Raw genomic sequence first — 15,971 nt, forward strand, 5'->3', positions numbered from 1 at the left:
GACTCTTGGTTCCAGGGCATGATCAGATACCTCCTGATCATGCGTATTAGCCTGTAAACCATGTCCCCGGTTTGGAATGTAAACGATGTCTCCGGTTTGTACCCGGGGCAAGCCCGCTCCTACAAGGGCGCCGCGTTTTTTGTAGGAGCGGGCTTGCCCCGCGAAGAGGCCGGCCCAGGTTTCAACTAACGATCAGGCAGCGCCGTAACGCTTGCGCGCCTCAATGGCCAACCCGCTACCAATGCTGCCGAAGATATTCCCTTCCACATGCCGCGCATTGGGCAGCATCGCCGACACGCTGTTGCGCAGCGCTGGAATCCCGCTGGAACCGCCGGTGAAGAACACCGTATCGACCTGGTCGGCGTTCACTCCAGCCTTGGCCAGCAACTCGGTGACGCTGCCACGCACCCGCTCCAGCAAGCCTTCGATGGCTTCTTCGAACAGCACGCGGGTCAGGTCCACCGCAAGGTCACGCTCCACCCGGCCCAGGTCGACACGGCGGCTGGCCTGCTCGGTCAGCTCGATCTTGCTGGCTTCCACTTCCATCGCCAGCCAGTGCCCGGCACGCTCCTCGATCAACTTGAACAGGCGATCGATGCCCAGGGTGTCCTCGATGTCATAGCGCATGCTGCCCAGCGCCAGTTGCGACTTCTGCGAGTACAGGGCGTTGATGGTGTGCCAGGTGGCCAGGTTCAGGTGGTAGCTGGTGGGCATCAGCGCGCCGCTTTTCATCCGGCTGCCGTAGCCGAACAGCGGCATCACGCCCTGCAGGCTCAATTGCTTGTCGAAGTCGGTGCCGCCGATGTGCACGCCGCCGGTGGCGAGGATGTCGCTTTGCCGTTCGGCCACCTGGTGGCGCTCCGGCGACAGGCGGATCAGGGTGAAGTCCGAGGTACCGCCGCCGATGTCGACGATCAGCACCAGCTCTTCACGGCTGATGCCCGACTCGTAGTCGAATGCCGCGGCAATCGGCTCGTACTGGAACGACACGTCCTTGAAGCCGATCTTGCGCGCCACCTCGGCCAGGGTGTCTTCGGCCTCCTGGTCGGCGGCTGGATCTTCGTCGACGAAGAACACCGGGCGGCCCAGGACCACCTGGTCGAATTCACGGCCGGCGGCGGCCTCGCCGCGCTTTTTCAGCTCGCCGATGAACATGCCCAGCAAGTCCTTGAACGGCAGGGCGCTGCCCAGCACGCTGGTGTCGTGCTTGATCAGCTTGGAGCCCAGCAGGCTCTTGAGCGAGCGCATCAGGCGGCCTTCGTAGCCTTCCAGGTACTCGTGCAGCGCCAGGCGGCCATACACCGGGCGACGTTCCTCGATGTTGAAGAACACCACCGACGGCAGGGTGATCTTGCCGTCTTCCAGGGCAATCAGCGACTCGACCCCCGGGCGGTGCCAGCCGACCGTGGAGTTGGAGGTGCCGAAGTCGATGCCCAGGGCGCGGGCCGGCGATACGTCAGACATGGGAAAAGGCTTCCGGAGGCAAAACGGCCGCGCAGTTTATGCCAGTTGGCTACAGAATCAAGACCGATCGTCTGCCTCGGGGCAACCCCAAGCGAACCTTGAAAGGCTATGCTTGACCCTTATCTTCACAAGCAACGCGAAAATTCACACTGGTGATCCATCAATGGACTTCAAAGACTACTACAAGATACTCGGCGTAGAGCCCACGGCGGACGACAAGGCGATCAAGGCCGCGTACCGCAAGCTGGCGCGCAAGTATCACCCTGACGTCAGCAAGGAGCGCGACGCCGAGGACAAATTCAAAGAGGCCAACGAGGCCTACGAAGTGCTGGGCGATGCGCAGAAGCGCGCCGAGTTCGACGAAATCCGCAAGTATGGCGGCCAGCATGGCCGGCCATTCCAGGCCCCGCCGGGTTGGCAGAGCCGCGCCGGCGCAGGCGGGGCGGGCGGCGGTTTCGAAGGCGGCGACTTCTCCGACTTCTTCAGCTCGATTTTCGGCGCCCGTGGCGGCAACCCGTTCGGCGGTGCCCGGCAACAACAACGCAGCGCCGGCAGGCGAGGGCAGGACGTGGAACTGGAACTGGCGATCTTCCTGGAAGAAACCCTGAGCAAGGAATCCAAGCAGATCAGCTTCCAGGTGCCGCAAACCAACGCCGCTGGCCAGCGCACCGGGTTCACCACCAAAACCCTGAACGTGAAGATCCCGGCCGGCGTCACCGACGGCGAGCGCATTCGCCTCAAGGGCCAAGGCGCGCCGGGCGTGGGCGGTGGGGCCAATGGCGACCTGTTCCTGACCGTGCGCATGGCGCCGCACCCGTTGTTCGATGTGGAAGGCCATGACCTGATCATCACCGTGCCGCTGGCGCCGTGGGAGGCTGCCCTGGGCACCAAGGTGGCGGTGCCGACCCTGGACGGCAAGATCAACCTGACCATCCGCCCCGACAGCCAGAGCGGCCAGCGCCTGCGCGTGCCGGGCCGGGGCCTGGCCAACAAGAACGGCGAGCGCGGCAATTTGTATGCGCAGCTCAAAGTGGTGATGCCGACGGCATCCGATGCTGCCACCCGTGAACTGTGGACCCAGCTTTCCGAGAAAGCCGCGTTCGACCCGAGGACACACTGGAGCAAGTGACCATGAGCAGCACCCTGATCGTTCAACTGGACATGCGTACCCTGTGTCAGGAGGCCGATGTGTCGGCCGACTGCGTGATCGAAATTGTCGAGCACGGCATTGTCGAACCTTCCGGGCGAACGCCGGAAGACTGGTTGTTCGACGATCAGGCGCCGCTGGTGACCAAGCGTGCGGCGAAGCTGCACCAGGAATTGGAACTGGAGTGGGAAGGGGTGGCGCTGGCGCTGGAGCTGTTGCAGGAAGTGCAGCAGTTGCGCAGTGAGAACAGTATGTTGCGCCAGCGGTTGGGTAGGTTTACCCAGATGTGAGGGTTGCAGGCCCGGCCTCTTCGCGGGGCAAGCCCGCTCCTACAGGTGTGGGAGCGGGCTTGCCCGCGAAGAATCCAACACAAGACTCAGGTTGGTTCGGCACCCGGATTGAGCACCAATTGCATGAAGGTCAAATCCAGCCAACGCCCGAACTTCACCCCCACCTGCGGCATCTGCCCGGTCACCACGAACCCCAGCCGCTCATGAATGCGCACCGAGGCGGCATTGCCACTTTCGATGGCCGCGACCATCACATGCTTGCCACTCGCCCGGGCACGCTCGATCAGCGCCGCCATCAGCACCGGCCCCAGGCCCTTGCCGCGCTGGTCACCGCGCACATACACCGAGTGCTCCACGGTCAGCCGGAAGCCTTCGAACGGCCGCCAGTCGCCAAACGATGCATAGCCCAGCACCCCCGTTTCATCCACCGCCACCAGAATCGGGTAGCCCTGCTGCGCGCGGGCTTCGAACCACGCCTGGCGGTTGCCCAGGTCCACCGGGGTTTCGTTCCAGATCGCCGTGGTGTTGCGCACGGCGTCGTTGTAGATGTCGAGGATGCCCGGCACGTCGGTGGGCAGGGCGTCGCGGATTTCGTAACTCATGACAGCGTCTCGCAGGGTCGTTGGTTGCAGGTTAAATGGTTACCAGGCCGCGCACACCTTCGGCCTGCATGTTTTCACCACGGCCACGCTGAACGATCTCGCCGCGAGCCATCACCAGGTACTGGTCGGCCAGTTCCTCGGCGAAGTCGTAGAACTGCTCGACCAGTAGAATCGCCATGTCGCCGCGTTCGGCCAGGCGGCGGATCACCGCGCCGATTTCCTTGATCACCGACGGTTGGATGCCCTCGGTGGGCTCGTCGAGAATCAGCAGCCGCGGGCGGCTGGCCAAGGCCCGGCCGATGGCCAGCTGTTGTTGCTGGCCGCCGGACAGGTCGCCGCCACGGCGCTGTTTCATCTGCTCCAGCACCGGGAACAGTTCGTAGATAAAGGCCGGCACTTGCCGGGCTTCGCGGGCGGGGAAGCGCGACAGGCCCATCAGCAGGTTTTCCTCGACGCTCAGGCGCGGGAAGATTTCGCGGCCCTGGGGCACGTAGGCGATGCCGGCGTGAACCCGTTGCTGGGGCTTGAGCGTGGTGATTGGCTTGCCCTCCCATTCGATGCTGCCTTCGCGGACTGGCACCAGGCCCATCAGGCAGCGCAGCAGGGTGGTCTTGCCCACGCCGTTGCGGCCCAGCAGGCAGGTGACTTCGCCGACCTTGGCTTCGAAGGACAGGCCGCGCAGGATGTGGCTGCCGCCGTAGAATTGGTGCAGGGTGTCTATTTTGAGCATGTGCGTGTTCCTGTAAGAGTTGCCTTGCCTGGGCCGGCCCTTTCGCGGGGCAAGCCCGCTCCTACAAGGGGTACGCGTTTTTTGTAGGAGCGGGCTTGCCCCGCGAAGAGGCCGGCACAGGTTTCCTTGCATCAGCGGCCCAGGTACACCTCGACCACCCGCTCATCGGCCTGCACCTGGGCAAGCGACCCCTCGGCCAGCACGCTGCCTTGGTGCAGCACGGTGACATGGTCGGCAATGCTGCCGACAAAGCCCATGTCATGCTCCACCACCATCAGCGAATGCTTGCCCGCCAGCCCCTTGAACAGTTCGGCGGTGAACTCGGTTTCGGCATCGGTCATGCCAGCCACCGGCTCGTCCAGCAACAGCAGCTGCGGCTCTTGCACCAGCAGCATGCCGATCTCCAGGAACTGCTTCTGCCCATGGGACAGCAGGCCGGCCTGGCGCTGGGCCAGCGGCAGCAGGCGCAGGGTGGTCAGCACTTGCTCGATGCGCTGGCGCTGCTCGCCACCCAGGCGTGCGGCCAGGCTGGCCCACACCCCCTTGTCCGCCTTCAAGGCCAGCTCCAGGTTTTCGAACACCGTCAGGGCCTCGAACACCGTGGGCTTCTGGAACTTGCGACCGATGCCGGCCTGGGCAATCTGGTATTCGCTCATGCGGGCCAGGTCCAGGGTGTCGCCAAAGAAGGCACTGCCGGTATCGGGGCGGGTCTTGCCGGTGATCACGTCCATCATCGTGGTCTTGCCAGCGCCGTTGGGGCCGATGATGCAGCGCAGCTCGCCAACGCCGATGTACAGGTTCAGGCCATTGAGCGCCTTGAAGCCGTCGAAGCTGACGCTGATGTCTTCCAGGCTCAGTACCGTGCCGTGGCGGGTGTCCAGCCCGGCCTTGCGGCGCGAGCCCAGGCCGATCGCATCGCGGCCACTGCCCAGTTGGTCGAACACCGGCTCCAGCATGAATTCCGGGTGCACCGGGGGGATGCCTCTCATGGCTGGCTCCTTTTTTTCAACAGGCCGACCACGCCCTTGGGCAGGTACAGGGTGACCAGAATGAACAGCGCGCCAAGGAAGAACAGCCAGAACTCCGGGAAGGCCACGGTGAACCAGCTCTTCATGCCATTGACCAGGCCTGCGCCAAGCAGCGGGCCAATCAACGTGCCGCGCCCGCCCAACGCCACCCATACCGCCGCCTCGATGGAGTTGGTCGGCGACATTTCGCTGGGGTTGATGATGCCCACCTGCGGCACGTACAGCGCCCCGGCCAGGCCGCACAGCACGGCGCTGAGCACCCACACCAGCAGCTTGAAGCCACGTGGGTCGTAGCCGCAGAACATCAGCCGGTTCTCGGCGTCACGCACGGCGGTGAGCAGGCGGCCGAACTTGCTTTGGGTGAGGCGCCAACACAAGTACAGGCTGGCCAGCAGCAGGCCGACGGTGAGCAGGAACAGCACCGCACGGGTGCCCTGGGCTGCGATGTCGAAGCCCAGCAGGGTACGGAAGCTGGTGAAACCGTTGTTGCCGCCAAAACCGGTCTCGTTGCGAAAGAACAGCAGCATGCCGGCGAAGGTCAGGGCCTGGGTCATGATCGAGAAGTACACGCCCTTGATCCGCGAACGGAAGGCGAACCAGCCAAACACCAGCGCCAGCAGCCCGGGCGCCAGCACCACCAGGCACAGGGCCCAGGCGAAGTGCTGGGTGCCGGCCCAGTACCAGGGCAGCTCGGTCCACGACAGGAACGTCATGAACCCCGGCAGGCCGTCGCCGGCCGCCTGGCGCATCAGGTACATGCCCATGGCGTAGCCGCCCAGGGCGAAGAACAGGCCGTGGCCCAGCGACAGCAGCCCGGCATAACCCCAGACCAGGTCCAGGGCGAGGGCGACGATGGCGTAGCACAGCACCTTGCCCACCAGGGTAAGGGTGTAGGCCGACACCTGCAGGGCGTGGCCTGCCGGCAACAGCGAGAGCAGCGCCAGGGCGACCAGCAGCAGGACGACAAGGGTGCCGATGGCCAGCGACAGGCGTGGTCCGGCCTTTTGCGCAGCGGTGACAAGCAGTGGCTGGTTCATCAGTCGATTACCCGTCCCTTGAGGGCGAACAGGCCTTGCGGGCGCTTCTGGATGAACAGAATGACCAACGCAAGGATGAGGATCTTGCCGAGCACGGCGCCGATCTGTGGCTCCAGCAGCTTGTTGGCGATACCAAGGCCAAAGGCCGCCCAGAGGCTGCCGGCCAGTTGCCCGACGCCGCCGAGCACCACCACCAGGAATGAGTCGATGATGTAGCTCTGGCCCAGGTCCGGCCCCACGTTGCCGACCTGGCTCAAGGCCACGCCACCGAGCCCGGCGATGCCCGAGCCGAGGCCGAAGGCAAGCATGTCGACGCGCCCGGTGGAAACCCCGCAGCACGCCGCCATGTTGCGGTTCTGGGTGACGGCACGCACGTTCAGGCCCAGCCGCGTGCGGTTGAGCAGCAGCCAGGTGAGCAGTACCACGGCCAGGGCGAAGCCGATGATCACCAGGCGGTTGTACGGCAGCACCAGGTTGGGCAGCAGCTGGATGCCGCCAGACAACCAGGCCGGGTTGCTGACCTCGACGTTCTGCGCGCCGAACAGCAGGCGGATGGCCTGGATCAGGATCAGGCTGATGCCCCAGGTGGCCAGCAGGGTTTCCAGCGGGCGGCCGTAGAGGTGGCGGATCACCGTGCGCTCCAGCACCATGCCTACCCCGGCGCTGACGGCGAAGGCCACCGGCAGGGCGATCAGCGGGTAGAACTCGATGGCGCCGGGGGCATGGCGCTGCACCAGAACCTGAACCATGTAGGTGCTGTAGGCGCCGAGCATGAGCATTTCGCCGTGGGCCATGTTGATTACCCCGAGCAGGCCGAAGGTGATCGCCAGGCCCAGCGCCGCCAGCAGCAGGATCGAACCCAGCGACAGGCCGCTGAAGGCCTGGCCGAGCAGCTCGCCCACCAGCAGCTTGCGCTTGACCTGGGCCAGGCTGGTTTCGGCGGCGGTGCGCACCCCCGGGTCGCTTTCCGCGCCCGGTTGCAGCAGGGCTTCCAGGCGGGTGCGGGCCAGTGGGTCGCCGGTTTCACCGAGCAGGCGCACGGCGGCCAGGCGTACTGCCGGCTCGCTGGCGCCCAGTTGCAGGTTGGCCAGGGCCAGCGCCAGGGCGGCGTGCACGGCGGCATCCGGTTCGCTGGCGAAGCGCCGGTCGAGGAACGCCATTTGCGCCGGTTGCGCGCTTTTTTGCAGTTGCTGGGCAGCGGCCAGACGCGTGGCGCTGTCGTCGCTGAGCAGCTGGTGGCTGGCCAGGGCGTTGTCGATCAGGCCGCGCAGGCGGTTGTTCAGGCGCACCTTGCGCGTGTCATCGGCGGCGATGCGGCCCTGGCTCAGATTGTTCAGCAGTGGCAGGCGCGCGGCATCGGGTTGCGCCGCCCAGCGTTCGAGCAGTTGGGCTTGCTCGGCGGGCTTGGCGCTGAGGAAGAATTCGCCCTCGCTGCCCTGGGTTGCCAGGGGGATCAGCAGAAGCAGGGTGAGCAGGAATCTGAGCATGCGAGTAATCCTGAAAATCGGCGGTGGATTCATCGCGAGCAAGGCTCGCTCCTACGGGTATCGTGCAGGCCTGTAGGAGCGAGCCTTGCTCGCGATTGGGCCGCACAGCGGCCCCATGCACTCAGTTACCTTTCACTGCATAGTCCGGGCGCTTGTCATTGCCCGGAATGAACGGGCTCCAAGGCTGCGCCCGCAGCGGCTGCTCGGTTTCCCAGACCACGCTGAACTGCCCGTCGTCCTGGATTTCACCGATCATCACCGGCTTGTGCAGGTGGTGGTTGGTCTTGTCCATGGTCAGGGTAAAGCCCGACGGTGCCTTGAAACTCTGCCCGGCCAAGGCCTCGCGAACCTTGTCGACATCGGTGGACTTGGCCTTTTCGGCGGCCTGGGCCCACAGGTGGATGCCCACGTAGGTGGCCTCCATCGGGTCGTTGGTCACCGCCTTGTCGGCGCCCGGCAGGCCCTTGGCCTTGGCGTAGGCTTTCCAGTCGGCGACGAACTTCTGGTTGACCGGGTTATCCACCGACTCGAAATAGTTCCAGGCGGCCAGGTGGCCCACCAGCGGCTTGGTGTCGATGCCGCGCAGTTCCTCTTCACCCACCGAGAAGGCCACCACCGGCACCTCGGTGGCCTTCAGGCCCTGGTTGGCCAGTTCCTTGTAGAACGGCACGTTGGAGTCGCCGTTGACGGTGGAGATCACCGCCGTCTTGCCACCGGCGGAGAACTTCTTGATGTTGGCGACGATGGTCTGGTAGTCGGCATGGCCGAACGGGGTGTACACCTCTTCGATGTCTTTGTCGGCCACGCCCTTGCTGTGCAGGAAAGCGCGCAGGATCTTGTTGGTGGTGCGTGGGTACACGTAGTCGGTGCCCAGCAGGAAGAAGCGCTTGGCGCTGCCGCCGTCTTCGCTCATCAGGTATTCAACGGCGGGGATGGCTTGCTGGTTGGGCGCGGCGCCGGTGTAGAACACGTTCGGCGACATCTCTTCACCTTCGTACTGCACCGGGTAGAACAGCAGGCCGTTCAACTCCTCGAACACCGGCAGCACCGACTTGCGCGACACCGACGTCCAGCAGCCGAACACCACGGCGACCTTGTCCTGGGTCAGCAGCTGGCGGCTTTTTTCGGCGAACAGCGGCCAGTTGGAGGCGGGGTCGACCACCACCGGTTCGAGCATCTTGCCGTTCACACCGCCCTTGGCGTTGATCTCGTCAATGGTCATCAGCGCCATGTCCTTGAGCGAAGTCTCGGAAATCGCCATGGTCCCGGACAGCGAATGCAGGATGCCGACCTTGATGGTTTCGGCGGCCTGGATGCTCCAGCTCAGGCCCATTGCGGCAATGGATGCGCTGAGGGTAAAGGCCTTGATCAGACTGCGACGCTTCATGTGCTCTCTCCGCTGAGTTGTTATGTGTTGGGCAAGCGGGGAGGGGTGTTGCAAGGGGTGTGCCTAGTGGCGAAAGGGGCTTGTTAGAGGGGTTGTGCGAGGTGTTGGGGCGTTTTTGCGGGCCAGGGTGGTGCCTGGGATATGGGTATGCACAGGATTGGGGCTGCGAAGCAGCCCCAATCACAATCAGCCGTTACGCACCGCCGAGCGCGGATGACGGCGGCTACGCACGAACTGGTAGGTCCCCGCCAGCAGCAGGAACCAGATCGGCGTCACCACCAGCGCCGAACGGGTATCGGCTTCCAGGCTCAGCAGCACCAGGATGAAGGCGAAGAACGCCAGGCACACGTAGCACATCAAGCGCCCACCCGGCATCTTGTAGGTCGATGCCTGGTGCAGCGCAGCGCGGTGTTTGCGGTACTTCAGGTACGACAGCAGGATCAGCGTCCAGACGAACATGAACAGCACCGCCGACACCGTGGTCACCAGGGTGAACGCTTCGACCACGTTCGGCACCAGGTAGATCAGCACCGCGCCCAGCAACAGGCAAGCGCAGGAGAAGAACAGGCCGTTGGCCGGCACCGAACGGCCCGACAGCTTCTCGAACGCTCGCGGCGCATCGCCTTCCTGGGCCAGGCCATAGAGCATGCGGCTGGTGGAGAACACGCCGCTGTTGGCCGAGGACGCCGCCGAAGTCAGCACCACGAAGTTGATGATGCTCGCCGCCGCCGGCAGGCCGGCCAGCACGAACAGTTCCACGAACGGGCTCTTGCCCGGCACCACGTCGCGCCAAGGGGTGACCGCCATGATCGCGATCAGCGCCAATACGTAGAACACGATGATCCGCACCGGGATCGAGTTGATCGCCCGTGGCAGGGTGCGCTCGGGGTTCTTCGCTTCGGCGGCGGTGGTGCCCACCAGCTCGATGCCCACGAAGGCGAACACGGCGATCTGGAAACCGGCGAAGAAGCCCATCAGGCCATTGGGGAACATGCCGCCGTCATTCCACAGGTTGGCCAGCTGCGCGGTGCGCCCGCTTGGCGACGTGAAACCGGTGATGACCATGTACAGGCCGGTGGCGACCAGGCCAAGGATGGCCACGATCTTGATCAGGGCGAACCAGAACTCCAGCTCGCCGAACATCTTCACCGTCACCAGGTTCAGCGACAGCAGCACGGCCACGCAGGTCAGCGCCGGTATCCACTGCGGCAGGTCGGGGAACCAGAACTGCGTGTAGGCGGCGATCGCCACCACGTCGGCGATACCGGTGACCACCCAGCAGAACCAGTAGGTCCAGCCGGTGAAGTAACCGGCCCAGGGCCCGAGCAGGTCGGCGGAGAAGTCGATGAACGACTTGTAGTTGAGGTTCGACAGCAGCAATTCGCCCATGGCGCGCATGACGAAGAACAGCATGAAGCCGATGATCATGTAGACGAAGATGATCGACGGCCCCGCCAGGCTGATGGTCTTGCCCGAGCCCATGAACAGGCCGGTGCCGATGGCGCCGCCGATGGCGATCAGCTGGATGTGGCGGTTGGTCAGGTTGCGCTGCAGATGTTGGCCATCTGGCGCGGTGGGAGACGAGTGCTTCATTGTGGGCTGCATTCCCTTGAGAGGTCAGTCTTCTTGTCGGAGGTAGCCGGGTAGGCTAACACGCGCGTGCCAGATCGGGGCGCGACAGATCGACTCGACTTTTGCGGGGCAGTTTTTCTTCCGTGCCGGCCCTTTCGCGGGGCGAGCCCGCTCCTACAAGGCGATGTAGGAGCGGGCTTGCCCCGCGAAAGGGCCGGCACAGGTCACCGCTAGGCGCTGGCCAACACCCGCCGGCGGCGCACCACCAGGCTATCCACCACCCACATCACCACCATCGACACCCCCACCAGCGGGAACATCACGCCCAGCACCAGCATCACCCCCACCGCCGCCTTCCAGCGTGGCAGGTCGTGGCGCAGCGGCGGCACGCCCAGCCCGCCTTCGGGCCTGCGTTTCCACCACATCACCAACCCACTCACCGAGCCCAGCAGGATCATCAGGCACACCAGCAGGATGATGGCCTGGTTCAGCGGCCCGAACATCCTGCCTTCATGCAGCATCACGCCCAGCTCCGTGGCGCGGGCCACCGGGCTGTAGTCCTGCCAGCGCACATCGGCCAGCACCTTGCCGGTGTATTGGTCGACGTGCAGGGTGGCGTCGTTGCGCGGGTCGTCGGCGAACACGGCGATGGTGTACACGCCTTCTGCCGTGGTGGGCGCGGTGATGCTGTAGCCAGGCGCTACACCCCGGGCGGTGGCGATATCCTGCACCTGTTGCAGGCTGACCTGCGGGGCTGCGGGCGCGCTGTCCATCATGTGATGCCCGGCATGCTCGGCATGGGCGCCGGACTGCGGCATCGGTGTATTCTCCAGGGCCCAGGGCACGGTCTGGCGGTGGGCGCTGTTGAGCACGCGGGCTTGTTGATCGGACTTGGGTACGTCATTCCACATGGCGGCCGGGAAGCGGTTCCACAGCTCGGCGTACTGCTTGCCCCACATCCCGGTCCAGGTCATGCCGCTGACCAGCATCAGCAACAGCAGGGCCGAACCCCAGAAGCCTGTAACGGCATGCAGGTCGCGCCAGAACAGGCGGCCACGTGCCGACAGCCGTGGCCACAGCACGCCGGCACCACTGCGCCCGCGCGGCCACCACAGGTACAGGCCCGACACCACCAGCACGATGCCCCAGCCTGCGGCCAGTTCCACCAGGCGATCGCCCAGCGTGCCGACCATCAGTTCGCCGTGCAAGGCGCGGGCGATGGCCTGCAGGTTCTGCTTGCCGTCCTGCTCGCCGAGCACCTTGCCGCTGTAAGGGTCGACGAACACGTTCAGCTCGCGGCCGCCGTCATGCACCACGAACTGTGCGCTGCGTTCGCTATCGATGGGCGGCAGGTACTGGCCGACATGGCCTTTCGGGTAGGCCTGGCGCACCTCGGCCAGCAGCGTGTCGGCGCTTTGCCGATGGTGGCCAGCCTCCACCACCATCAGGTCGCGGTACAGCAGCGGGTCGAGCTGCGGCTTGAACAGGTAGATGATCCCGGTGATCGCCAACAGGATCATGAACGGGGCCACGAACAGCCCCGCGTAGAAGTGCCAACGCCAGGCCAGGTTGTAGAAATTGATGCGTGTTCCTCTCATGGGAACCTCCTGTTTGACCAGCAGGGGGGCGCAACCGAGGTTGCGCCCGTTGTTGTCAGAAGCTGAAATCGACCTTGGTCCAGAAGGTCCGGCCGGGCTCGTTGACCGGCTGGGGGTCGCTGGCTGGGTAGCCGAACCCAGCATTCCCGGCCAGGTTCAGGTGCTCGGCATAGGCCTTGTCGAACAGGTTGTCGACGCCTGCGCTGAGCTTGAGGTTGTGGCTGACCTTGTAGGCGCCGTTAAGCGAGAATACGCCGAAACCGCCGCTTTTTTCGTAGTCCTTGCCCACCACGTTGCCCTGGTTCTCGGCAATGCGGTGCTGCGCCGCCACCAGCCGCCAGAGCGCCCCAGCACTCCAGCTGTCGCGGCTGTAGGTCAGGCCCAGGCGGCTTTCCAGCGGTGGCATCTGCGGCAGGGCCTTGCCATCGCTGCTGTTCTTGCCCCAGGCATAGGCCAGGGTGGCATCGGCCTTCCAGCGGTCGTTGAGCTTGTACGCCGCGCCCAGCTCGCCGCCCATGATGCGGGCGTCGATGTTGCGGGCCTGGGTGGTGCTCATGCCCATCATGGCGCTGCGGTAGTCGAACAGGATGTAGTCGCGGATCTGCCCGACGTAGCCCGAGGCCCAGGCTTCCAGGCGTTCGTCGCGGTACTGCAGGCCGAAGTCGAGCTGGGTGGTTTTCTCCGGCTTGATGCTGTCGAAGGCGTTGACCGAGCCCGCCGGGCCCTGGGTGGGGGAGAACAGCTCCCAGTAGTCGGGGAAGCGCTGGGCGTGGCCCAGGCCGATGTAGGTGGTGGCGGGCAACGCTGCCAGGTCGTGCTCGTAGCGCACGAAGCCGCTGGGCAGGGTATCGGCGCGGGTGTTGCCGTTGGTGGCACTGTCGTCATGGAAATCCCGGGCCGAGGCACGGTCCAGGCGGGCGCCGGTGATCAGCCGGTCGGCACCGCTGGCGTACCAGGTGAGTTCGCCGAAGGCACCGTAGTTGTGGAAGTCGGCGTCCTTGGCCCACGGCTCGTTCTTGTAGGTGTCGACGCCCATGGCGCTGCGCGCGCGGTGCTGGTTGGCCTGCGCATCGAGGCCGCTGATCAGCTGCACATCGGCCCAGCGCCAGGTGGCCTTGAGGCGCCCGCCCAGGGTACGGCGCTCGACGTCGGCGGCCATGGGGTCGGCCATCATGCCGGTGCCCGAAGGCGTGCGCAGGCTGTAGTTGTCCATCACGTGGTCGGCGTAGTTGTAGTAGACCTGCGCCTCGACCTTGTCGAGCACGTCGCCAAGGTTGGATTTTTCAAAGCGCAGGCCCAGGCTTTCACGCTTGAACTGCGAGCCGTCCATGCCACGCCCGGCATAGCGGGCTTCGCCGTCACCTTTGCCGGCGGTGAGTTCCAGCAGGGTGTCCTGGTCGGGCGTCCAGCCCAGGGTCACGTCGCCGTTCCACTTATCCCAGCGCGAGGGCACGGTGTCGCCGTTGCCGTCCTTGTAGTCGTCCGAGCGCGACTGGTTGCCGACGAAGCGGGCATAGGCCTGGCTGTTGCCGGCGGCGGCATCGAGCACCTTGTCGAAGCGGCCGTTGGAGCCGGCCAGCAGGCTGGCGTTGACCCGGCTGCCCAGGGCGCCGAATTTTTCCGGTTCGCGTTCGAAGAGGATGGTGCCGGCCGAGCCGCCCGGGCCCCAGATCACGCTTTGCGGGCCTTTGATCACGGTCAGGCGGTCGTAGGTTTCCGGGGCGATGTAGGAAGTCGGGGCGTCCATGCGGTTGGGACAGGCGCCGAGCATCACGCCACCGTTGGTGAGGATGTTCAGGCGCGAGCCGAACATGCCGCGCAGTACCGGGTCACCGTTGGTGCCGCCTGCGCGGATGGCCGAGAAACCGGGAATGGTCTTCAGGTAATCGGCGCCATCGCTGGCCGGCACCGGCTGGCGCGGGTCCTTGGGGTTGGTGACCACGGTCAGTGGCGAGCTGGGCGCGATGGCGGTGATCACCGTGGGGCTCAGCTCGGCCTCATGGCCTTCGTGGCCGGTGTCGGCGGCCAGGGCCATGGGTGCGAGCAGCGAGCCGCAAAGGGCGGCGAAGGTCCCGTACAAGGCGGGAGAAAAAACAGGGGTGCAGCCGGACATAATGATTCCAGTCGATCAGTCGTGAGTCAGCGCGAAGCCTCCTGGCTCCGTGCGGTAATGGGGTGTCAGACGCTGATCGAAGGGGGCGGCGCGCGGCTGCGCGCACCGGGGAACACAGCCTGTTGGGCATGGCCCTGGCGTGTGGCGGTGGGTATCAGGGCAGGGGGCACAGCGCTGGCGACGCTGAGCGGGCTGAGGGTTTGTGGCAGTGCGGGGCAGTTGAACAGCAGGCTGCAGTAACCGCACTTTTCCCACATCACATGCAACTGGCCATCGTTGCCGTGGCCGTGATGGCTGTCGCCTGCGTGGGCGTGCTCGGCCGGCATGGACATCGGCATGCCCATCGGCATGCCCATGCCGGCGTGGTGCTCCATCGGCATCGATTGGGAAATCAATGGGCCGATGAAGATCATCCACATGGCGAACAGGCTCAGCCAGCCGCCACCGACGCGCCTGCGTTCAGGGCGGGTGGTACGGCCGGGGCTGTTGCGCGGCGGGCTCATGCTGGCGAGCGCCTGTCAGCGGGCGTCAGTGTGTGTGTTCGTGGCCTTGGGGCTGGTCTGCCGGGGCCTGCTTCTGCACGGCGACATCAACGGTGATGTCGCCGGCTTTTTCGAAGTGCAGGGTCAGCGGGAAGCGCTTGCCGTCGGCCAGCAGGCTGCGGTCCTTGGGCTGCATGAGCATCACGTGGTAGGCGCTGGGGGCGAACACCAGGTCTTTGCCGGCGGGCACCGCCACGCTCTGCACCTGCTGCATCTTCATGGCGCCGTTGCTGCCCATGGCGTGTTCGTGCAACTGGGCGTCATCGCTGATCGGGCTGTCGACGCTGAGCAGGCGGTCGTCGGCCTTGCCGTTGTTGTGCACGATGAAATAGGCCGCGACGTTTGGCGCGTTGGGCGGCAACTGCAGCGACCAGGGGTGGGCGATGTGCAGGTCGCCGACGGTGTATTCGTGGGCATTGGCATAGGCGCCGGGCAGCAGCAGGGCGGCCAGTACGAGGGCTTGCTTGAGCATGGTGTGTCTCCGATCGGTTCAGGTTCAGGCGAACAGCATGAAGAACTCAGACCAGGGGCGAGGCACGGGGGTTGAGCGCAGGCCAGAGCTGGCGCGGCGTGGGCTGGTAATTGGGCAGTGGCGGCGGGTGGCCGGCCAAAAGCGTGGGCGGGTTGTGCAGCTGTGGCGGGTAGCCCGGCAAGGCCAGCAGCGGCGCTGCGCCCGAACAGCACCAGCAGTGCTGCATGCTGGAATGCTGGTCGGTTTGTGCGGGCAGGTCGATCTTGGCCAGGGCCTGGACATCGACCTTGGCCTTGCCTGCCATGCTGGAACAGAAAGCCCCCCACAGCAGCTGTTCGGCCGGGCCCTTGGGCGCGGCAGAGGACAGCGGCATGGCCAGCAGGTTGAACAGCACTGCAAGGCAGGCTATCCAGGCGATGTGCCGACGTGGGGGCATGGAGAGATCCGGTCAGGAATCGTGGCGGTATTGTACGGCGGAGTATAGGTAAAAAAGGCGGGGTGC

Annotated in this window: 15 protein-coding genes; 2 read left to right on the forward strand and 13 right to left on the reverse strand. The window is 65.3% G+C overall.

All coding sequences use genetic code 11. The features are described 5' to 3' along the window. Positions 1-192: 192 nt before the first annotated feature. Positions 193-1,464, reverse strand: a complete 1,272-nt coding sequence (locus tag F3J45_RS24590; protein WP_167069326.1) for an Hsp70 family protein — start codon at positions 1,462-1,464, stop codon at positions 193-195. 163 nt (positions 1,465-1,627) lie between these two features. Here F3J45_RS24590 and cbpA point away from each other — a divergent pair, with 163 nt between their 5' ends. Both cbpA and F3J45_RS24600 read left to right on the forward strand, forming a co-directional pair. Further along, positions 1,628-2,593 (forward strand): curved DNA-binding protein, encoded by a 966-nt coding sequence (gene cbpA / locus F3J45_RS24595; RefSeq protein WP_167069328.1) that lies wholly within the window; start codon positions 1,628-1,630, stop codon positions 2,591-2,593. 2 nt (positions 2,594-2,595) lie between these two features. Continuing rightward, positions 2,596-2,901 (forward strand): chaperone modulator CbpM, encoded by a 306-nt coding sequence (locus F3J45_RS24600; RefSeq protein WP_167069330.1) that lies wholly within the window; start codon positions 2,596-2,598, stop codon positions 2,899-2,901. 86 nt (positions 2,902-2,987) lie between these two features. On the opposite strand, the gene F3J45_RS24605 is transcribed toward F3J45_RS24600, so the two are convergent. The 12 genes from F3J45_RS24605 to F3J45_RS24660 all read right to left on the reverse strand — a co-directional run bounded on the left by F3J45_RS24605 (position 2,988) and on the right by F3J45_RS24660 (position 15,905). Then, positions 2,988-3,503, reverse strand: coding sequence for a GNAT family N-acetyltransferase (locus F3J45_RS24605; protein ID WP_167069332.1), 516 nt, complete (start codon positions 3,501-3,503; stop codon positions 2,988-2,990). Between the two features lie 31 nt (positions 3,504-3,534). Further along, positions 3,535-4,233, reverse strand: coding sequence for an urea ABC transporter ATP-binding subunit UrtE (gene urtE / locus F3J45_RS24610; protein ID WP_167069334.1), 699 nt, complete (start codon positions 4,231-4,233; stop codon positions 3,535-3,537). Between the two features lie 131 nt (positions 4,234-4,364). After that, a complete protein-coding gene (gene urtD / locus F3J45_RS24615; RefSeq protein ID WP_205299682.1) occupies positions 4,365-5,189 on the reverse strand; it encodes an urea ABC transporter ATP-binding protein UrtD in 825 nt (274 codons plus the stop codon). A 29-nt stretch (positions 5,190-5,218) separates the two neighbouring features. Continuing rightward, complete coding sequence (urtC, locus tag F3J45_RS24620) at positions 5,219-6,298, reverse strand: urea ABC transporter permease subunit UrtC (protein WP_167069338.1); 1,080 nt, start codon at positions 6,296-6,298, stop codon at positions 5,219-5,221. Continuing rightward, positions 6,298-7,785, reverse strand: a complete 1,488-nt coding sequence (gene urtB / locus F3J45_RS24625) for an urea ABC transporter permease subunit UrtB (protein ID WP_167069340.1) — start codon at positions 7,783-7,785, stop codon at positions 6,298-6,300. The genes urtC and urtB overlap by 1 nt, the downstream gene beginning before the upstream one ends. A 121-nt stretch (positions 7,786-7,906) precedes the next feature. After that, positions 7,907-9,172: an urea ABC transporter substrate-binding protein gene (gene urtA / locus F3J45_RS24630; RefSeq protein ID WP_167069341.1), complete on the reverse strand. Its 1,266-nt coding sequence runs from the start codon at positions 9,170-9,172 to the stop codon at positions 7,907-7,909. Positions 9,173-9,358: 186 nt separating this feature from the next. After that, positions 9,359-10,765: a D-serine/D-alanine/glycine transporter gene (cycA, locus tag F3J45_RS24635; RefSeq protein WP_167069343.1), complete on the reverse strand. Its 1,407-nt coding sequence runs from the start codon at positions 10,763-10,765 to the stop codon at positions 9,359-9,361. A 209-nt stretch (positions 10,766-10,974) separates the two neighbouring features. Continuing rightward, complete coding sequence (locus tag F3J45_RS24640) at positions 10,975-12,342, reverse strand: PepSY domain-containing protein (RefSeq protein ID WP_167069345.1); 1,368 nt, start codon at positions 12,340-12,342, stop codon at positions 10,975-10,977. A gap of 55 nt (positions 12,343-12,397) precedes the next feature. Next, positions 12,398-14,377 (reverse strand): TonB-dependent copper receptor, encoded by a 1,980-nt coding sequence (locus F3J45_RS24645; protein WP_205300667.1) that lies wholly within the window; start codon positions 14,375-14,377, stop codon positions 12,398-12,400. A 143-nt stretch (positions 14,378-14,520) separates the two neighbouring features. Continuing rightward, positions 14,521-14,958, reverse strand: a complete 438-nt coding sequence (locus F3J45_RS24650) for a DUF2946 domain-containing protein (protein ID WP_167069349.1) — start codon at positions 14,956-14,958, stop codon at positions 14,521-14,523. Positions 14,959-14,983: 25 nt separating this feature from the next. Then, complete coding sequence (locus F3J45_RS24655) at positions 14,984-15,469, reverse strand: copper chaperone PCu(A)C (RefSeq protein ID WP_167069351.1); 486 nt, start codon at positions 15,467-15,469, stop codon at positions 14,984-14,986. A 46-nt stretch (positions 15,470-15,515) separates the two neighbouring features. Continuing rightward, positions 15,516-15,905: a DUF2946 domain-containing protein gene (locus F3J45_RS24660; protein ID WP_167069353.1), complete on the reverse strand. Its 390-nt coding sequence runs from the start codon at positions 15,903-15,905 to the stop codon at positions 15,516-15,518. Positions 15,906-15,971 lie beyond the last annotated feature (66 nt).

The organism is Pantoea sp. Ap-967 (assembly GCF_011752565.1).
Classification (GTDB): Bacteria; Pseudomonadota; Gammaproteobacteria; order Pseudomonadales; family Pseudomonadaceae; genus Aquipseudomonas.